Source organism: Sediminibacterium roseum (genome assembly GCF_009939005.1).
GTDB lineage: Bacteria > Bacteroidota > Bacteroidia > Chitinophagales > Chitinophagaceae > Sediminibacterium > Sediminibacterium roseum.
Genome location: NZ_JAACJS010000002.1, coordinates 12,363 through 30,545 on the forward strand (window position 1 = coordinate 12,363; position 18,183 = coordinate 30,545).

General features: G+C 48.4%; 8 protein-coding genes. 1 reads left to right on the forward strand and 7 read right to left on the reverse strand.

Annotated elements, in window-relative coordinates:
• Positions 1-34 precede the first annotated feature (34 nt).
• The 4 genes from GWC95_RS00020 to GWC95_RS00035 form a co-directional block, all read right to left on the reverse strand.
• Positions 35-436: a hypothetical protein gene (locus GWC95_RS00020; RefSeq protein ID WP_161816622.1), complete on the reverse strand. Its 402-nt coding sequence runs from the start codon at positions 434-436 to the stop codon at positions 35-37.
• Positions 437-1,041: 605 nt separating this feature from the next.
• Positions 1,042-1,476, reverse strand: a complete 435-nt coding sequence (locus GWC95_RS00025; RefSeq protein ID WP_161816623.1) for a hypothetical protein — start codon at positions 1,474-1,476, stop codon at positions 1,042-1,044.
• Positions 1,477-1,561: 85 nt separating this feature from the next.
• Entirely contained in the window at positions 1,562-3,286 is a 1,725-nt protein-coding gene (locus tag GWC95_RS00030; protein ID WP_161816624.1) for a tetratricopeptide repeat protein, read from the reverse strand.
• Between the two features lie 178 nt (positions 3,287-3,464).
• A complete protein-coding gene (locus GWC95_RS00035; protein ID WP_161816625.1) occupies positions 3,465-4,385 on the reverse strand; it encodes a hypothetical protein in 921 nt (306 codons plus the stop codon).
• A 575-nt stretch (positions 4,386-4,960) separates the two neighbouring features.
• Between GWC95_RS00035 and GWC95_RS00040 the strand changes: the two genes are divergently transcribed.
• Complete coding sequence (locus GWC95_RS00040) at positions 4,961-6,391, forward strand: Gfo/Idh/MocA family oxidoreductase (protein WP_161816626.1); 1,431 nt, start codon at positions 4,961-4,963, stop codon at positions 6,389-6,391.
• 22 nt (positions 6,392-6,413) lie between these two features.
• On the opposite strand, the gene GWC95_RS00045 is transcribed toward GWC95_RS00040, so the two are convergent.
• From GWC95_RS00045 to GWC95_RS00055, 3 genes are all read right to left on the reverse strand, one after another.
• Entirely contained in the window at positions 6,414-7,340 is a 927-nt protein-coding gene (locus tag GWC95_RS00045) for a PorP/SprF family type IX secretion system membrane protein (protein WP_161816627.1), read from the reverse strand.
• A complete protein-coding gene (locus tag GWC95_RS19945; RefSeq protein WP_161816628.1) occupies positions 7,331-9,166 on the reverse strand; it encodes a gliding motility-associated C-terminal domain-containing protein in 1,836 nt (611 codons plus the stop codon). Before GWC95_RS19945 ends, GWC95_RS00045 begins: the two co-directional genes overlap by 10 nt.
• Before the next feature lie 12 nt (positions 9,167-9,178).
• Positions 9,179-18,183, reverse strand: a 9,005-nt coding sequence (locus GWC95_RS00055; RefSeq protein WP_161816629.1) for a tail fiber domain-containing protein, incomplete at its 5' end; no start/stop codon positions are given.

Here is an 18,183-nt window from a genome sequence, read left to right on the forward strand (position 1 = left end):
AAAAGGTTGTATGTATTACGATGTCTTGTATTGATTAGTAGTTGATCTTATTTGCCTGCATATCTGCTTTGTTGATCGATGCCGCTTCGCCCGATCTGATCTTGCCGATCACGAGTTTGGCCACGCGCAGTGCATCGAAAGCAGAAATAAATCCACCCGCTACCGCAAAATCGGAGCTGATGTTTGCAGAAGGCAGGTCGGCCGAGCCGGCCCGCTGTATGGTAAAATGAAAGCGGTACGTGGAAGGAGAGGAAAGCCTGATCACTTTGAAGTCGGCGTCTATGGTTACTGTATCTATACTCTTCAGATCGCCATCATACAGCAACGCGTGCGCAGGTTGGTTTACAGAAGCATACGTCTTTACAGGCGCGAAATAAGATACAATGCAAAAAGTCAACGCAATAGCGCCAACCGTTCCTGGTAGAACTTGTTTCATAATAAGCAGGTTTTGGTGCATGCAAAACAATAGCGACCGGGCGCATGCTAAGGCCCGAGGCTTCTATATTCTATTGGATTGTAAGAGGGGAATCTTTTGTAAAGCGCTAATCTATCTACAAAAAACAACTACAAATAACTTAATTGATTAAACGCACTCTAAAGTAGATAAAACGCTACAAAAAGTAGATGACGCATTTTTATTTTTCAAAAAATGATGCATATGCACTATGCATTTCCGCGTATTGACAGCATGAGCCACTCTTTTTTTTGTTGCCGGAACGATAGGTAAGTGAAGACGTAACCTAAGCATTCTCTAAACGCCAACAGGAATGATCGTTCTTCTGAAACCCTTTACCAGCAAGCGTTTCAGAAGAATCAATTTTTGTTGTGAAAAAAAATGGCAATGATTTAAAACGTGGATGATCACTATTATATAAACACGCAACCAGTATTTTTATTTGTTTTGAACAACAAACCGATTACGTTTTTAATTGTTATTTAATAAAAACTGTTGTCGTTGAAGTTTTACACGCCCTGGATTTTCAGCGATGGATCAATGATCCGGATCGCCAGTTAAAACAGGTGCAACCCACTCTTTAAGCTTTATTTAATTTTGAGGACCTTGATGAATTTTTTCAACTCTGCAATTTCTTCTGCAGTCAGTGTTTCGTTGTTATCGTATTTGGCGCGGAGAAACAAAACGCGTTTGTGTTGCGGGTATTTTTCGAGGATGGATCGAAGAAGGACGCCGCTTTCTTCGTCTTTCTGGTAGATGGGCGACTGTACCACCGGTTCAACAGGTTTGTACCGCGTAGGCATTTTCAGGATGATGGCCTCCAGCGTTCCCAGCCAGCTCTGCGGAATGTTCTCCGCTTTTTTTGCTTTTGCCAGCAAACCTTCCAACTGCTTTTTGCTAAGGCTGCCGCGTTCTTCGTACTGGTGCATCAGGCTCATCACGAACAATGCATCCGGGTTGTGCGCATAGAGCGCATCCAGGATCTTGCCAATGATGTCGATGCCGGGTTTCTGTTTGTACATGTACCAATAAAATTACAAACTGCAAATATCGGCCAGGAATGAATGCAAAGAATGATCGTTTATGCGCCGGTGTTGCAGTGCGATTTTAGATGGCCTGCACCAGGTCCTCCAATCCCAGTCCATCCTGCCCCGGATGAATTTTCTCACGCAGGCGTTGCTTGGCTTCGGCTATGGCGTTCTCATCCATTCCCATCATGCGTGCCATTTCGCGGTTGTTGAGGCTGAGTTTAACGAGGGATATCAATCGTGTATCGTTCAATGAAAGACCGGGCAATTTTTGTTCAAGACGCGTAAAAAAATCCTTGTGCACTTTATCAAAGAGTTCGCGGAAACTGTTCCATTCGGTATCGGTTAAGATGGTAGAGTGTACCAGCCGGTCGAAATTCTTCAACCTTTCTTCGTACAGCGGGTCGCCGGTAAGGTTTCCTTTGAGTCGCTGCAATTCTGCGGAGAATTTTTCGATCAGCTCGTTCTTCTGACGCGTGTTCTCCGTAAAATTCTGAAGCAGCTGCCTCGCATTTTTCAATTGTTCCTCTGCGCGTAATTTTTCGGCCTGCAAAGCGGCGGCATCGGTGCGCGCCTTCAGGCGGTTGCGGTTGTAGAGCAACAACAATACAAGCACCAACAATGCCAGCACCACGATCACTGCATTGCGTTTGATGGCGGATGAACGGGCATCGGCTTCCAGTTTGTCGATATCGTTCAGGTGCCTTTCCGTTTCCATGCGCAGCAGGATCTTTTGGTAAGCCTGCTGGTCCTTGCTTATCGAAAGACTGTCTTTTACCAACAATAACTTACGTTGCGCTTCCAATGCTTTTGCCTGCCGGTTTGTTTTTTCGTAAAGCAACACCTCTGCTTCGTACAACTGTTTCCTGGCAATTGGCGTGTTAACGTATTGCTGCAGCGCGATGGCGCTGTCTATTTTCTGCTGTGCCTGTTGCAGCCTGTTCTGCAGTATTTCAATACGCGCCATGAGCAAAAGATTCCCGTAAGCATCGGGGTATTGTTTGTGTGTAAGGCTGAGTTGTGTTGAGGTTCTCAACAACGGGTAGGCCTCGGCAAATCTTCCCTGGTGAAAATAGATCGAAGCGATGTTGCTGTACGAGATGCCCATCCACACCGGGTCGTCCTGTTTAACCGAAGCGGCCAGTGTTTTTTCAAAATACAAAAGCGCATTCACGGTATCGCCCTGCTGGCGGTGTATCAATGCGAGGGTGTTGAGCGATTGTTTCTGCACATACTTACCGATCTTTTTTTGCTTCTGTACATTCTGAAGGAAAGATTCGGCGCGTTCGTAATCGCCCATTTCGTAATAGGTACTGCCTACAAAGAAAAGGATCTCGGCTATATCGGGAACCTCGTCGTATCCCAGTTCCCTGAAAATATTATCCGCGCGCAGCATGTATTCAAACGCAAATGGATAATTCTTAAAGTTGTAATAATACCTGCCCAGCCTGTGGGTGCACAGCCCCACCATCAATGGCAAACGGAACCGTTCGGCCATCTTGATCGCATCGTTGTGAAGTTTTGTTGAAAGCGGGTTTATGCCCCTTGTCCGCGCATATTGATCTGCAAGCAGCGATACGGCCAAACACTGCAGCGGCTTATCCTGCAGTTTATCTGCTATCGAAGTAAGCTCGTTCAATGATCTTATTGCCGTAACAGAATCCTTGTACCGTACTTCTTTGTTATAGATGTCCTGCACGCGGGCCATCCTGTCTGCGGCAGCCAACGCCCCAACCCCGTCAAACACACCCGCCCGGCCGCATAGGGCACACAATACTAGAAGGCTGGTTAAGAACAGGCGCATGGATTTGGCATTTTGGAAACGAAAGTTAATAAAGTTTGGCGTGTATAAGGGTGGTAAGTTAGAGAAGGGCACAAAGAAGCTAAAAAGGCCGCACCGCTGGTGCGGCACTTGATCGATCACCTATTTTTAGCTTCCTCGTCCCCTTCCCTACACGCAAAACTTCAGTCTCCAAATGCTGCTACCAGATTGTTTTCACCGCAACAAAATTTCCATTCGCATCAAATGCAACACAGTACTTCGTATTGTTTGCATCTATCACCGCTATGTATCCTTTCAATGTGCCGGAAACGGTTATGCTTACTGCTTTACCCAATACATAGTTGGGATAGGTTGTGCCGAGGTAGTCCAATGCTTTCGATGGAAGTGCTGCATCTGCAACGGTCACAAGCGTGTTCGCTGCGGTTAAAGAAACACGGCCCACAAAAACGCCCGCACCTGTAAAGAGGGTTGCAAACAACCCGTTGTTCTTTGTGATCACCAGGTAATTTCCGCCGGCAACCTTGAATGCACGCACGAGGGTGTCGCCCGCGTAATTTGCCGTAAGGTAACCGGTGATGGTGGCAGAAAGGGCAGACAAGGCAACGGTGTCTTTGTGCTGCCCGTTGCGGTTCTCAAATCTTCCGCCGGGGTGCCAGCCGCCGTTGTTGATGTCGGGCTTTTCGCGTTGTTCAAGCACTTTTACAAACGTGCCATCGGCCTTGAACTCGAGGCCAACCGGCTTGCCGTTGTAATTGATGATCACAACATACCCTTTCACCGCGCCTGTTGTATCTTTTACTGCAAACGCTTTATTGAACGTATAGCCGGTGTAATTGCTGCCGAGGTAGGCCTGTATGGCTGCAGGCAACGCGGCTGCGGCAACAGAATCGCGGTGGGTTCCTTTGTTGCAGGGGTTGATGATGTATACAGAATCGGAAGCGGTGGCGCTACCCGAGCTTGCACCAGCGGCAACCGCAATGGTTGAGGATGTGGATGTGGTAACAAGTGTTTCATCGTTGGTAATCGTTCCCGATATTTCTTTTTTACAGGATGTTGCAACGGCGATAAACGTTATTGCCGCAATAAAGTACCGGTTGATTGTTTTCAGTTGTGTTTTCATGTTGTTGGTATTTATGGTTAAGTATTGTGTTGAGCCTTTAACTGCACACTGCTGCCGGAACCCTTCCCCGGAACTTATCAAAAGCTTTTATTCCGGCAGCACCTTCGCACATTGCTGTTTAATTACGGACTGTCATCGATCCGTTTAATCATTAACTGTTGTTGTTTGTAATTTGTCAATCGCAGCCACAGCTAACGATTCACTAAAAAACCAGGGAGGAAACCCATCGCAGCAAAATCAAATACACAATCAAACACTGGTTGCATCGTAAGTACGGCACGTGTAAAATTTGTGTATGGGCGATGGTTTGAATGAATGTAACAAAGGCGTTACGTTTGATTAGATACGGAAAGATGGATTGATGTTGCTATCAAAATGTTAAAAGGATTTTTTTCTTACACGTACAAAAGAGAGGCGCAACGCAGAACGCTCACCTGGAAATAAAGCATCACGCCAACGTTTTCGTATTTGTTCACCGATTAAAAAAGCTGTCTTCTTCCCTCATTTTGTTATTTCTGTACATTAGAAGCAGGTTTTAAAACATTTCCGATTGTTTACCCTTAATCCTTGCCATCATGAACCAGGATCAAAAATCACGGCGTTCTTTTTTGAAGAATGCGGCTTTGTTGTCTGCTGCATCTGCCCTTCCTTCTTTTACAAAAAGTTTTGCGCAGCCGGCGCGGAGTAATTACAAAGCGGGCGACAAGGTCAATCTAGCCTGTGTGGGTATTGGCAACCAGGGCGGACTCGATGTTGAGTCTTTCGCAAAAACCGGCCTTGCCAATTTTGTTGCTTTCTGTGATGTTGACATGGGCGCACCGCAAACATTGAAGGTGCTCGAGAAATATCCAGATGTGCCGCGCTTCCAGGATTTCAGGCAGATGTTTGACAAGATGGGCAGCCAGATCGAGGCCGTAACCGTGGGCATTCCCGATTTTGCACATTTTCCTGTTGTAATGATGGCGCTCTCGCTTGGCAAACACGTATACACCGAAAAACCGATGGGCCGCACCTTCAACGAAGTTGAGTTGATGATGGCCGCTGCACGCAAACACAACAAGCAGGTTACACAAATGGGTAACCAGGGGCATTCAGACGCCAACTATTTTCAATTCAAAGCATGGAAAGAGGCGGGTATCATCAAAGATGTAACTGCCATCACGGGACACATGAACAGCTCGCGGCGCTGGCACGGCTGGGATCCCAACATCAAAAGTTTTCCGGCGGCAGAACCTGTTCCTTCCACGCTAAACTGGGACATCTGGCAGGGTGTTACCGCCAACCACGAATACAACAAAGATTTTGTGAACGGCCAATGGCGCTGCTGGTACGATTTCGGCCTTGGCGCCCTGGGCGATTGGGGCGCGCACATCTTCGACACGTCTCACCAGTTCCTCGATCTTGGTTTGCCGTACGAGGTAAGCATGCTCCGCGCCGACGGGCACAACGCTTTCTTCTTCCCGCAGGCCTCTACCATACTTTTCAAGTTTCCTGCGCGTGGCGATATGCCGCCGGTAGATGTTACCTGGTACGATGGTGTAAACAACCTTCCTCCTATCCCCGCCGGTTATGGCGTGCAGGGCCTCGATCCCAACATTCCACCGCCCAGCAGCGGCAGGATTGAAACGGCGAAACTCAACCCCGGCAAGATCATCTACAGCAAAGAACTTACGTTCAAAGGAGGTTCGCATGGATCAACCTTATCCATCATACCGGCAGAAAAAGCAAAAGACATGGCATCCCAACTTCCGCAGGTGCCGGCAAGCCCATCCAACCATTATGCAAATTTCTTAAAGGCATGTATGGGCCAGGAGCAAACCCGCTCACCGTTTGAAATTGCGGGCCCGTTGAGCCAGATGTTCACACTGGGCGTAATGGCGCAGCGGCTCAATACAAAACTGGCGTTTGACAGGAAAACGAAAAAGATCACAAACAATAAACTGGCAAACGACCTGCTCACCGGTGCGCCGCCGAGAAAAGGATGGGAACAATATTATAAAGTGTGATCCTTATAAAACGAGGAGCGGATCATTCTTTGGGTTTCAGGCTCAACCTGATCTGCGCCTCGTGCGTTGCCGCGGTAAAAATGTCTTTATTACCGATGCTCATTCCGTACGAGTAACCGAAACTCAGTTTGTCGCCTGCTTTTAATTCTATAATTCCAAGGATCGAATCGTCGTAGCGGTAAGATGCACCGATGCCGATGATGTCGCGATACCAGGCGCTTCCATTCACATGTACCTGGAACACTTTTCCGCTCATGTATTTCATGTACACGGAAGGTTTCAGTTTGATGTCGTCTGTGATGTCTGCGGTAATGCCTGTGGTCAGTATATATTGCATGTTCTTCAGGCTCGGGCTGTTGATCGATTGCACCTTATCTGCCTGCACGGTGCTCAACAGCAGCGATGGTGCCGAGAGGCCGGCGTAAAACCCGGGGCGCTCGTAATAGATACCGATGCCCGCGGTGGGTATGATCACATTGGTGTTGGTTTGAAACGCAACATCATTCTGGAACGGAAGCGCCACACCGTTGCGGTCGATCTTGTAATTCATTAGTCCTGCCTGTATACCCAGCGATAAAAAATCGTCTTCTGTAAACTGGAACGAAGTGGAGAAACTCATGTTCACACCGCTAGTTCTCTCAAGGCCTATGCTGTTGGTGTACAATTGTATGCCCGCACCAAAATGATGTTCTTTGAACGGCGCATCGGCAGAGAACACCATTGTTTGCGGCGCGCCGGGAATACCGGCCCATTGGCGTTTAAATCCAGCCGTCATATTCACCCCTTCTTTTGTTCCGGCAACCGCCGGGTTAATGTTGAGGAGGTTGAACAGGTATTGTTTGTTGGTAGGATCATCCTGCGCAAAAGATGAACCGCTCATGCAAACAGCGATAAGCATCACCAACCCATACCGGCGCACGCGCTTGTTTGTGTAAAATTTTATTTCCATACTGATATGAATCCGTTATAAGTTTCTTGTTTCCCTGTTGCAGTATCAGTGATCACGGCCTTATAGAAATACGTACCATCAGCAATCTTCTGGTTTGATAAACCACCGCCTACGTTCTGGTTGTTTGTTCCATCCCAATCGTTTTTATAGTTGTTGTTTTTGTACACGTATACGCCATTCTTATCGAAGATGAACAACGATGCTTTTGCATTACCCAGGTTGCCGATGATAAAGTAATCGTTCACTCCATCACCGTTAGGTGAGAAGCCCTGCGGCATCACATACTTCGCTTCGGTCAGCACCACCGGGGTAGGAACAGGCCTCGCGCCGGGTAAAGGTGGTGCAAAACCATTGACCGAATGGTTTTTGAAAAGATACTGGCTGTTGTTGAATCCGTTCAACACACCCTGAACAACCGCGGTGTTGTAATAATATTCTTCTTTGCCGCTGGTGCGCACATTGAGCACAAGTGTAATGGTATCCGTTACGTTCGGGGCAATGGTACTTGTTTTGAGCAACAGGTTTGTGCTCGTTACCCCATCAAACCCGCTGTTGGGTTTCAGGTTGCCGGTGGCGGCTACAGAACTTACGCTGAACGACATGCTCGTTTTGAAGACCTTGTCGAGCGAATCGAGCACTTCAAGTGAGTCTGCGCGGTAGAGCCCTTCGTTGCGGACGAAGAACTGGAAGGTTACGACGAAGCTTCCATCCGGTTGCCGAACGGGTTGCAACGCACCTTTACCGATCACGAGCGAGTCTGCTGCGAGATGGGTTGATTTGGTGAGATAGGTAGTTAGGCCGATCGCATTCAACGCGCGGGTGTTTACAAAAGCATTGCCCAACGGGGGAAAGGTTGATGTAATGCTGCCCGGCCCCACACCCGATGGAGGAAGCGTGTCCCACGCGCGTTTTACAAAATCATACATCGAAACATAACTGTCGCCGCGGTGCGCCGTAAATGCTGCGCCCTCTCTTGCTTCCATGTGCTGCAATGCCAGGATCGACGCTACAGAAACCGTGTCTTCCTGCCCGATCATCCAGGTTTGCTGAACATTCAACGGCGATCCTTTTGTGCCGATGAATGCAGCACTGTACACATCGTCGAATGCGCGCACATGAATGTCCTGCGGGGTGGTTGCGTTGTACATGATCGACAAAGGCGAGTAACTTCCTGCCTGCGGTCCGATCGGGAACACAACGTTTCCCGATGCGCCCGATACTTTTGACCGGTACAGGAAACCGCCCCTTGTTGTATTGCCGGTTCCTACAAATCTTTTATCAGAATAACCCGTGATGGTTCCCGGCCCGGTGGTTCCCACGAGCAGGTTGTTGCCGTTGATCCAGATGATCCCGTTTTCAAAATGAAGATTGTTTCTTATGTGCGCATCGCTCTCGAGCGTAAGGCCAAAAGGGTTGTTGATGGCAAGGTTGGGAAACGAAACACCGGTTCTTCCCGCCAGGGTGAAATTGGGAACAACACTCTGCGGCCTGTTGTTGCTGATGAAACGGAACACGCCGCCAACACCCGAAAAAGATGCGATGCCAAGTTCATCGGGCAACGAAGAACCATTTCCGTTGGTCCATTTTGCACCACCCATGTTTACCACGCTTCCGGGAACGGACCCGAAAATGCCGTTGTTGGTAACATCAGACATAATACCCACCTGCGCCTTGTCGTGCGCATATACACCGGCATTTGAAAAAACAGTGACCCCAAAAGTGGTAGTTGACTGCGCATGCATCCTCCCTCCAAGCACACAGCAAGCCTGCAGCACCAGCGAAGCGCGCAGGAGGAGGTTTTTATATGATATGCGTTTTCTGATCACGTTTGTGGCTGCTTATTTATTTTTTTCGGCCAGTTTTTTAAGAAGCGCTTCGATTTCGTCGAGGCGTTTTTTCAGATCTGCGTTTTGTTTTTTCAGCGATTCAATCTCTTCCTGTTGTTCCTGGATCGATTTTACGATTGGGGAAGCCATGGCCGCGTAGTTAACCGAGAGCGTACCTTTTTTGTCTTCCACTACAAATTCGGGGAACACCTTTTTAATATCCTGGGCAATAAAACCGATCTGTCTTGAAGTGCCATAGGCAGGGTTGATCCAGTTATAGGTAACAGGGCGGAGCGCCATGATCTTTGACAAAGAAGAAGACAATGGTGTGATGTCTTTTTTCAACCGCTGATCCGAGAACGATTGTGTATGGAACGCAAACAGTTCGGTTGTGTAAACATTAACAGCTGTAATGGTATTGGCCGTAACAGAACCGGTAACCGTAAGATCGTTTGAAAGCGCCGCACTGGATGCCGCGATGTAGCCGGTAACCGTGAGTGCGCCGCCGATGTTGCCGTTGCCGGTTACGGAGAGTCCGCCCATTGATGCGAGGTTGGCAGCGGAAACATTCCCGATTGCGGTGAGGTTGTTTCCGGCGATTGCGTTTGTTACCGAAAGCGTTCCTGATGCGGCAATGTTGTTTGCGGCAATATCACCTGTAGCAGAGATGTTACCTCCTGCTGTAATATTAGAAGAGACCGCAAGTGCTTGACCAACATTCAACGTTGTTATAGAAAGTGATCCGGTTGCAGCGATGTTTCTTGCAGCAATATCTCCTGTGGTCGTAAGATTTCCGCCTGCTGTAATATTAGAAGTGACGCCGAGTGATTGACCAACGTTCAGCGTTGTTGTTGAGATCGATCCCGTTGCAGCGATGTTATTGGCAGCAAGATCACCTGTAGCAGTGATGTTGCCTCCTGCTGTAATATTAGAAGTAACGCCAAGTGATTGACCGACGTTCAGTGTTGTTGCAGAAAGTGATCCGGTGGCCGCGATGTTTCTTGCGGCGATATCGCCTGTTGTGGTAAGGTTTGTTCCAACGTTGGCATAGGTCACGGATAAACCGCCTGTTGCCGCCAGGTTTGCTGCTGAAACATTTCCAATCGCTGTCAGATTATTTCCTGCAATAGTATTCGTGACGGAAAGTGTTCCGGTGGCGGCAATGTTGTTTGCGGCAATATCGCCTGTGGCTGTTATGTTTCCTCCCGCTGTGATATTAGAAGAAACTGCAAGCGTTTGTCCAACGTTCAATGTCGTTACAGAAAGCGATCCCGTTGCTGCAATGTTTCTTGCAGCGATATCTCCTGTTGTTGTGAGGTTGCCGCCTGCGGTAATATTAGAGGTAACGCCAAGTGATTGTCCGACGTTCAGTGTTGTTGCAGAGATCGATCCCGTCGCAGCAATGTTTCTAGCGGCCATATCACCTGTGGTGGTAAGGTTGCCACCAGCGGTAATGTTAGAGGTAACGCCAAGTGATTGACCCACGTTCAGTGTTGTTGCAGAGATCGAGCCCGTTGCAGCGATGTTATTGGCAGCAAGATCACCTGTAGCAGTGATGTTGCCTCCTGCTGTAATATTAGAAGAGACCGCAAGTGCTTGACCAACATTCAAGGTTGTTACAGAAAGTGATCCGCTGGCCGCGATGTTTCTTGCGGCAATATCGCCAGTAGCCGTAATGTTTCCGCCTGCTGTAATATTAGAGGTAACGCCGAGTGATTGACCAACGTTCAGCGTTGTTGTTGAAATCGATCCCGTTGCAGCGATATTGTTTGCGGCTAGATCACCTGTGGCTGTGATGTTACCTCCTGCTGTCATGTTAGCGGTAACGCCAAGTGATTGCCCAACATTCAGTGTTGTTGTTGAGATCGATCCTGTTGCCGCGATATTGCGTGCTGCTATATCGCCAGTAGCCGTAATGTTTCCGCCTGCGGTAATATTGGAAGAGGCCGCAAGTGTTTGACCAACATTCAAGGTTGTTACAGACAGCGATCCTGTTGCAGCAATGTTTCTTGCAGCAATATCTCCTGTGGTCGTAAGATTTCCGCCTGCTGTAATATTAGAAGTGACGCCGAGTGATTGTCCAACGTTCAGCGTTGTTGTTGAGATCGATCCCGTTGCAGCGATGTTATTGGCAGCAAGATCACCTGTAGCAGTGATGTTGCCTCCTGCTGTAATATTAGAAGTAACGCCAAGTGATTGACCGACGTTCAGTGTTGTTGCAGAAAGTAATCCGGTGGCCGCGATGTTTCTTGCGGCGATATCGCCTGTTGCGGTAAGATTTGTTCCAACGTTGGCATAGGTCACGGATAAACCGCCTGTTGCCGCCAGGTTTGCTGCTGAAACATTTCCAATCGCCGTCAGATTATTTCCTGCAATAGTATTCGTGACAGAAAGTGTTCCGGTTGCAGCAATGTTGTTTGCGGCAATATCGCCTGTGGCTGTTATGTTCCCTCCCGCTGTGATATTAGAAGAAACTGCAAGCGTTTGTCCAACGTTCAATGTCGTTACAGAAAGCGATCCCGTTGCAGCAATGTTTCTTGCAGCGATATCGCCTGTTGTTGTGAGGTTGCCGCCTGCGGTGATATTAGAAGAGACGGCAAGTGATTGACCCACGTTCAGTGTTGTTGCAGAGATCGATCCCGTCGCAGCAATGTTGCTAGCTGCGATATCTCCGGTAGCTGTTATGTTTCCGCCTGCGGTGATATTAGAAGAAACGGCAAGCGTTTGACCAACGTTCAATGTCGTTACAGAAAGCGATCCTGTCGCAGCAATGTTTCTTGCGGCAATATCTCCTGTTGTTGTGAGATTCCCGCCTGCGGTAATATTAGAATTAACACCAAGTGATTGACCCACGTTCAGTGTGGTTGCAGAGATCGATCCCGTTGCCGCGATGTTGCTTGCGGCGATATCGCCGGTCGCAGTGATATTTCCTCCCGCTGTGATATTAGAAGAAACTGCAAGCGTTTGCCCAACGTTCAAGGTCGTTACAGAAAGCGATCCCGTTGCAGCAATGTTTCTTGCAGCGATATCGCCCGTTGTTGTGAGGTTGCCGCCTGCGATAATATTAGAAGAAACGCCAAGTGATTGTCCAACGTTCAGTGTTGTTGTTGAGATCGATCCTGTTGCAGCAATGTTTCTTGCGGCGATATCGCCTGTTGTTGTGAGGTTGCCGCCCGCTGTAATATTAGAGGTAACACCAAGTGATTGACCCACGTTCAGTGTTGTTGCTGAAATCGACCCGGTTGCAGCAATATTCCTGGCTGAGATGTCGCCCGTTGTGGTTACGCCGCCGCCAATGGTTGCGCCCTTTACAATGGACAGAATTCCCGAAGCGGCAATGTTATCTACCGAGAGGTCCCCTACTGCAGTGATCCTTCCCGATGTTATCAGGTTCTTTGTTGCAATATCGCCAACCACGGTAAGCACGCCGCCTATGTTCGCACTCTTTACTACCGAAAGAATACCGGCGGCAGCAATGTTATCTACCGAAATATCGCCTACTGCTGTAATCCTTCCCGACACAACTATATTTTTTGTGGCGATATCACCAACCGTAGTTAATACGCCGCTGATATTCGCATTGCCCACAACCGAAAGTGTTCCCGCTACAGCAACACTGGCTGCAGAAATATTCCCGGTTGTTGTGAGGTTTGTTCCGATGTTGGCATGGGTAACAGACAACCCGCCTGTTGCCGCGATATTTGACGCCGCAAGATCACCCGTTGCGGTGATGTTTCCGCCTGCGGTGATATTAGCGTTAACTGCCAATGATTGACCAACGTTCAGTGTTGTTACAGAAAGAGATCCTGTGGCCGCGATATTTCTTGCAGCAAGGTCGCCTGTGGCGCTGATGTTTCCGCCTGCAGTAATATTAGATGCAACCGCGAGTGATTGACCAACATTTAATGTTGTTACAGAAAGAGATCCTGTGGCTGCGATGTTATTTGCAGAAATGTTTCCTGTGGTTGTAAGATTGTTTCCAATGTTTGCATAAGTAACAGATAACCCGCCTGTGCCGGCAATGTTTGTCGCTGCAAGATCGCCTGCCGCGCTGATATTGCCTCCTGCGGTGATATTAGAAGTGACCGCCAATGATTGACCAACGTTCAGCGTTGCTACAGAAAGAGATCCTGTAGCTGCAATGTTCCTGGCAGCCAGGTCTCCCGTTGTGGTAAGGTTTGTTCCAACGTTGGCATAAGTAATCGATAAGCCACCGGTGCCGGCAATGTTTGTCGCTGCAAGATCGCCTGCCGCGCTGATGTTGCCTCCTGCAGTAATATTAGATGCAACTGCTAGTGATTGACCAACATTTAGCGTTGTTACAGAAAGAGATCCAGTAGCCGCGATGTTATTCGCTGATATGTTTCCTGTTGTTGTGAGATTGGTTCCAATGTTTGCATAGGTAACGGATAAGCCACCTGTTGCAGCAAGATTTGCTGCTGAAACATTTCCAATCGCAGTGAGGTTGTTTCCTGCGATGGTATTCGTTACGGAAAGGGTTCCGGTCGCAGCGATATTATTAGCAGCGAGATCGCCTGTAGCTGTTATGTTTCCGCCCGCAGTAATATTAGAAGCGACAGCCAACGACTGCCCAACGTTCAACGTTGTTACTGAAAGAGAGCCTGTAGCTGCAATGTTCCTGGCAGCCAGATCCCCCGTTGTGGTAAGATTGGTTCCAATGTTTGCATAAGAAACAGATAATCCACCTGTGCCGGCAATGTTTGTCGCTGCAAGATCGCCTGCCGCGCTGATGTTACCACCTGCGGTGATATTAGAAGTGACCGCTAATGATTGACCAACATTCAATGTCGTTACAGAAAGAGATCCTGTAGCAGCAATGTTATTTGCAGAGATATTTCCTGTGGTTGTAAGGTTGGTTCCAATGTTGGCATAGGTAACTGATAAGCCACCTGTTGCAGCAAGATTTGCAGCTGAAACATTTCCAATCGCAGTAAGGTTGTTTCCTGCGATGGTATTCGTTACAGAAAGAGAGCCTGTGGCCGCGATATTTCTTGCAGCAAGATCGCCTGTAGCAGTAATGTTTCCGCCCGCGGTGATATTAGAGTTGACCGCCAATGATTGACCAACATTCAGCGTCGTTACAGAAAGGGACCCGGTAGCAGCAATGTTATTCGCTGATATGTTTCCTGTTGTTGTAAGGTTGGTTCCAATGTTTGCATAGGTAACAGATAAACCACCTGTTGCAGCAAGGTTTGCAGCTGAAACATTTCCAATCGCAGTGAGGTTGTTTCCTGCGATGGTATTCGTTACGGAAAGGGTTCCGGTCGCAGCGATATTATTAGCAGCGAGATCGCCTGTAGCTGTTATGTTTCCGCCCGCAGTAATATTAGAGTTAACTGCAAGTGATTGTCCAACGTTCAATGTTGTTACAGAAAGAGATCCTGTAGCTGCGATGTTTCTTGCAGCCAGGTCTCCCGTTGTGGTAAGGTTGGTTCCAACGTTGGCATAAGTAATCGATAAGCCACCAGTGCCGGCAATGTTCGTCGCTGCAAGATCGCCTGCCGCGCTGATGTTGCCACCTGCGGTGATGTTAGAAGTGACCGCCAATGATTGACCAACGTTCAGCGTTGTTACAGAAAGAGATCCTGTGGCTGCGATGTTATTTGCAGAGATGTTTCCTGTTGTTGTGAGGTTTGTTCCAATGTTTGCATAGGTAACTGATAAGCCACCTGTGCCGGCAATGTTTGTCGCTGCAATATCACCCGTCGCGGTGATGTTTCCACCTGCATTAATATTAGAGTTAACTGCCAGTGATTGACCAACATTCAACGTGGTTACAGAAAGGGACCCTGTAGCTGCAATGTTCCTGGCAGCCAGATCGCCCGTTGTTGTAAGGTTTGTTCCAATGTTTGCGTAAGTAACAGATAAGCCACCGGTGCCGGCAATGTTTGTCGCTGCAAGATCGCCTGCCGCGCTGATGTTGCCTCCTGCGGTGATATTGGAAGTGACCGCCAATGATTGACCAACGTTCAGCGTTGTTACAGAAAGAGATCCTGTAGCCGCGATATTTCTTGCAGCAAGATCACCTGTAGCGGTGATGTTTCCTCCCGCAGTAATATTAGAGTTAACTGCCAATGATTGACCAACATTCAACGTGGTTACAGAAAGGGACCCGGTAGCAGCAATGTTGGTTGCAGAGATGTTTCCTGTTGTTGTAAGGTTGGTTCCAATGTTTGCATAGGTAACTGATAAGCCGCCCGTGCCAGCAATGTTTGTCGCTGCAAGATCGCCTGCCGCGCTGATGTTACCACCTGCGGTGATATTGGAAGTGACCGCCAATGATTGACCAACGTTCAGCGTTGTTACAGAAAGAGATCCTGTAGCCGCGATATTTCTTGCAGCAAGATCTCCTGTAGCGGTGATGTTTCCTCCCGCAGTAATATTAGAGTTAACTGCAAGTGATTGACCAACGTTCAATGTTGTTACAGAAAGAGATCCTGTAGCTGCAATGTTCCTGGCAGCCAGGTCTCCCGTTGTGGTAAGGTTGGTTCCAATGTTTGCATAAGTAACAGATAAGCCACCGGTGCCGGCAATGTTCGTCGCTGCAAGATCGCCTGCCGCGCTGATGTTACCACCTGCGGTGATATTGGAAGTGACCGCCAATGATTGACCAACGTTCAGCGTTGTTACAGAAAGAGATCCTGTAGCCGCGATATTTCTTGCAGCAAGATCTCCTGTAGCGGTGATGTTTCCTCCCGCAGTAATATTAGAGTTAACTGCAAGTGATTGACCAACGTTCAATGTTGTTACAGAAAGAGATCCTGTAGCTGCGATGTTCCGTGCTGCCAGGTCTCCCGTAGTGGTAAGGTTGGTTCCGATGTTTGCATAAGTAACAGACAAGCCACCCGTGCCCGCAATGTTCGCAGCAGCAAGATCGCCCGTAGCCGTGATGTTCAATCCCGCAAGAATATTATTGGCAATATCGAGGTTCGCGCCCTGGATATGGCCCGTTACGGTTAACGACCCACCTATGTTGGCGCTTTTCACAACGGAAAGTATCCCGGCTGCAGCAATGTTATCGATCGATAAATTCCCGACCCCGGTAATGTTTCCGGAAGCAATGATGTTCTTTGTGGCAATGTCGCCGGTTGTTGTCAGGCTGCCGCTAATGTTTGCATTGCCTACCAATGAAAGAATACCAGTTGCTGCAATATTTTTTGTGGAGAGGTCTCCGGTTGAGGTAAGGTTGCCGCCGATGTTCGCGCCCGTTGTTACAGACAATGATCCGTTTGCCACAAGGTTGTTCGCTGTGATGTCGCCGGTGGCTGTGAGGTTCGTGCCCACATTCGCATAGGTTACGGACAGTCCGCCGGTGGCCGCAATATTATTTGCCGCCATGTTGCCAACAGCGGTAATGTTGCCTCCGGCAGTAATATGAGAAGTAACCGCGAGCGATTGGCCAACATTTAACGATGTGACCGAAAGCGATCCTGTGGCTGCAATATTTCTTGCGGCAAGGTCTCCTGTTGTGGTAAGGTTCGTGCCGATGTTGGCATAGGTTACAGACAGTCCACCAGTTGCAGCAATATTATTCGCCGCCAAGTTTCCAACCGCGGTAATATTTCCTCCCGCAGTAATATTAGAGGTAACGGCCAACGACTGCCCAACGTTCAATGTCGTTACAGAAAGAGAGCCTGTAGCCGCGATGTTCCGTGCTGCCAGGTCTCCCGTTGTGGTAAGGTTGGTTCCGATGTTTGCATAAGTAACAGACAAGCCACCCGTGCCCGCAATGTTCGCAGCAGCAAGATCGCCCGTAGCCGTGATGTTCAATCCCGCAAGAATATTATTGGCAATATCGAGGTTCGCGCCCTGGATATGGCCCGTTACGGTTAACGACCCACCTATGTTGGCGCTTTTCACAACGGAAAGTATCCCGGCTGCAGCAATGTTATCGATCGATAAATTCCCGACCCCGGTAATGTTTCCGGAAGCAATGATGTTCTTTGTGGCAATGTCGCCGGTTGTTGTCAGGCTGCCGCTAATGTTTGCATTGCCTACCAATGAAAGAATACCAGTTGCTGCAATATTTTTTGTGGAGAGGTCTCCGGTTGAGGTAAGGTTGCCGCCGATGTTCGCGCCCGTTGTTACGGATATCGATCCATTTGCCACAAGGTTGTTCGCTGTAATGTCGCCGGTTGCTGTGAGGTTCGTGCCCACATTCGCATAGGTTACGGACAGTCCGCCGGTGGCCGCAATATTATTTGCAGAAACATTCCCTGTCGTTGTAAGGTTGGTACCAATGTTAGCGTATGTGACAGACAGTCCGCCGGTGGCCGCAATGTTTGTCGTAGCAACATTTCCCGTTGCTGTAAGATTTCCTCCAATGTTGGCGCCGGTTGTTACAGACAGCGATCCGTTCGCGACAAGATTATTGGCAGTAATGTTTCCTGTTGCCGTAAGATTCGTTCCAATATTTGCATAGGTAACAGAAAGCCCACCTGTGGCTGCAATATTATTTGCCGAAATATTTCCTGTAGCTGTTAAGTTCGTTCCGATGTTCGCATACGTAACAGATAAACCTCCTGTTGCCGCAATATTAGTTGTGGCAACATCTCCCGTTGCTGTAAGATTTCCTCCAATGTTGGCGCCGGTTGTTACAGAAAGCGATCCGTTCGCAACAAGATTATTGGCGGTGATGTTTCCTGTTGCCGTGAGGTTCGTTCCAATATTGGCATAGGTAACAGAAAGACCACCCGTAGCTGCAATGTTATTTGCCGAAATGTTTCCTGTCGTAGTGAGGTTCGTCCCTATGTTCGCATACGTAACAGACAAACCTCCAGTGGCCGCAATGTTAGTTGTGGCAACATCTCCCGTTGCTGTAAGATTTCCTCCAATGTTGGCGCCGGTTGTTACAGACAGTGATCCGTTCGCAACAAGATTATTGGCGGTGATGTTTCCTGTTGCCGTGAGATTTGTTCCAACATTGGCATAGGTAACAGAAAGCCCACCTGTGGCTGCAATATTATTTGCCGAAATGTTTCCTGTCGTAGTGAGGT

Excerpts from the sequence above, each read along its gene's own strand:
- GWC95_RS00045 (WP_161816627.1), bottom strand. The coding sequence starts at position 7,340 with ATGGAAATAAAATTTTACACAAACAAGCGCGTGCGCCGGTATGGGTTG.
- GWC95_RS00040 (WP_161816626.1), top strand. The coding sequence starts at position 4,961 with ATGAACCAGGATCAAAAATCACGGCGTTCTTTTTTGAAGAATGCGGCT.
- GWC95_RS00025 (WP_161816623.1), bottom strand. The coding sequence starts at position 1,476 with ATGTACAAACAGAAACCCGGCATCGACATCATTGGCAAGATCCTGGAT.
- GWC95_RS00035 (WP_161816625.1), bottom strand. The coding sequence starts at position 4,385 with ATGAAAACACAACTGAAAACAATCAACCGGTACTTTATTGCGGCAATA.
- GWC95_RS00030 (WP_161816624.1), bottom strand. The coding sequence starts at position 3,286 with ATGCGCCTGTTCTTAACCAGCCTTCTAGTATTGTGTGCCCTATGCGGC.
- GWC95_RS00020 (WP_161816622.1), bottom strand. The coding sequence starts at position 436 with ATGAAACAAGTTCTACCAGGAACGGTTGGCGCTATTGCGTTGACTTTT.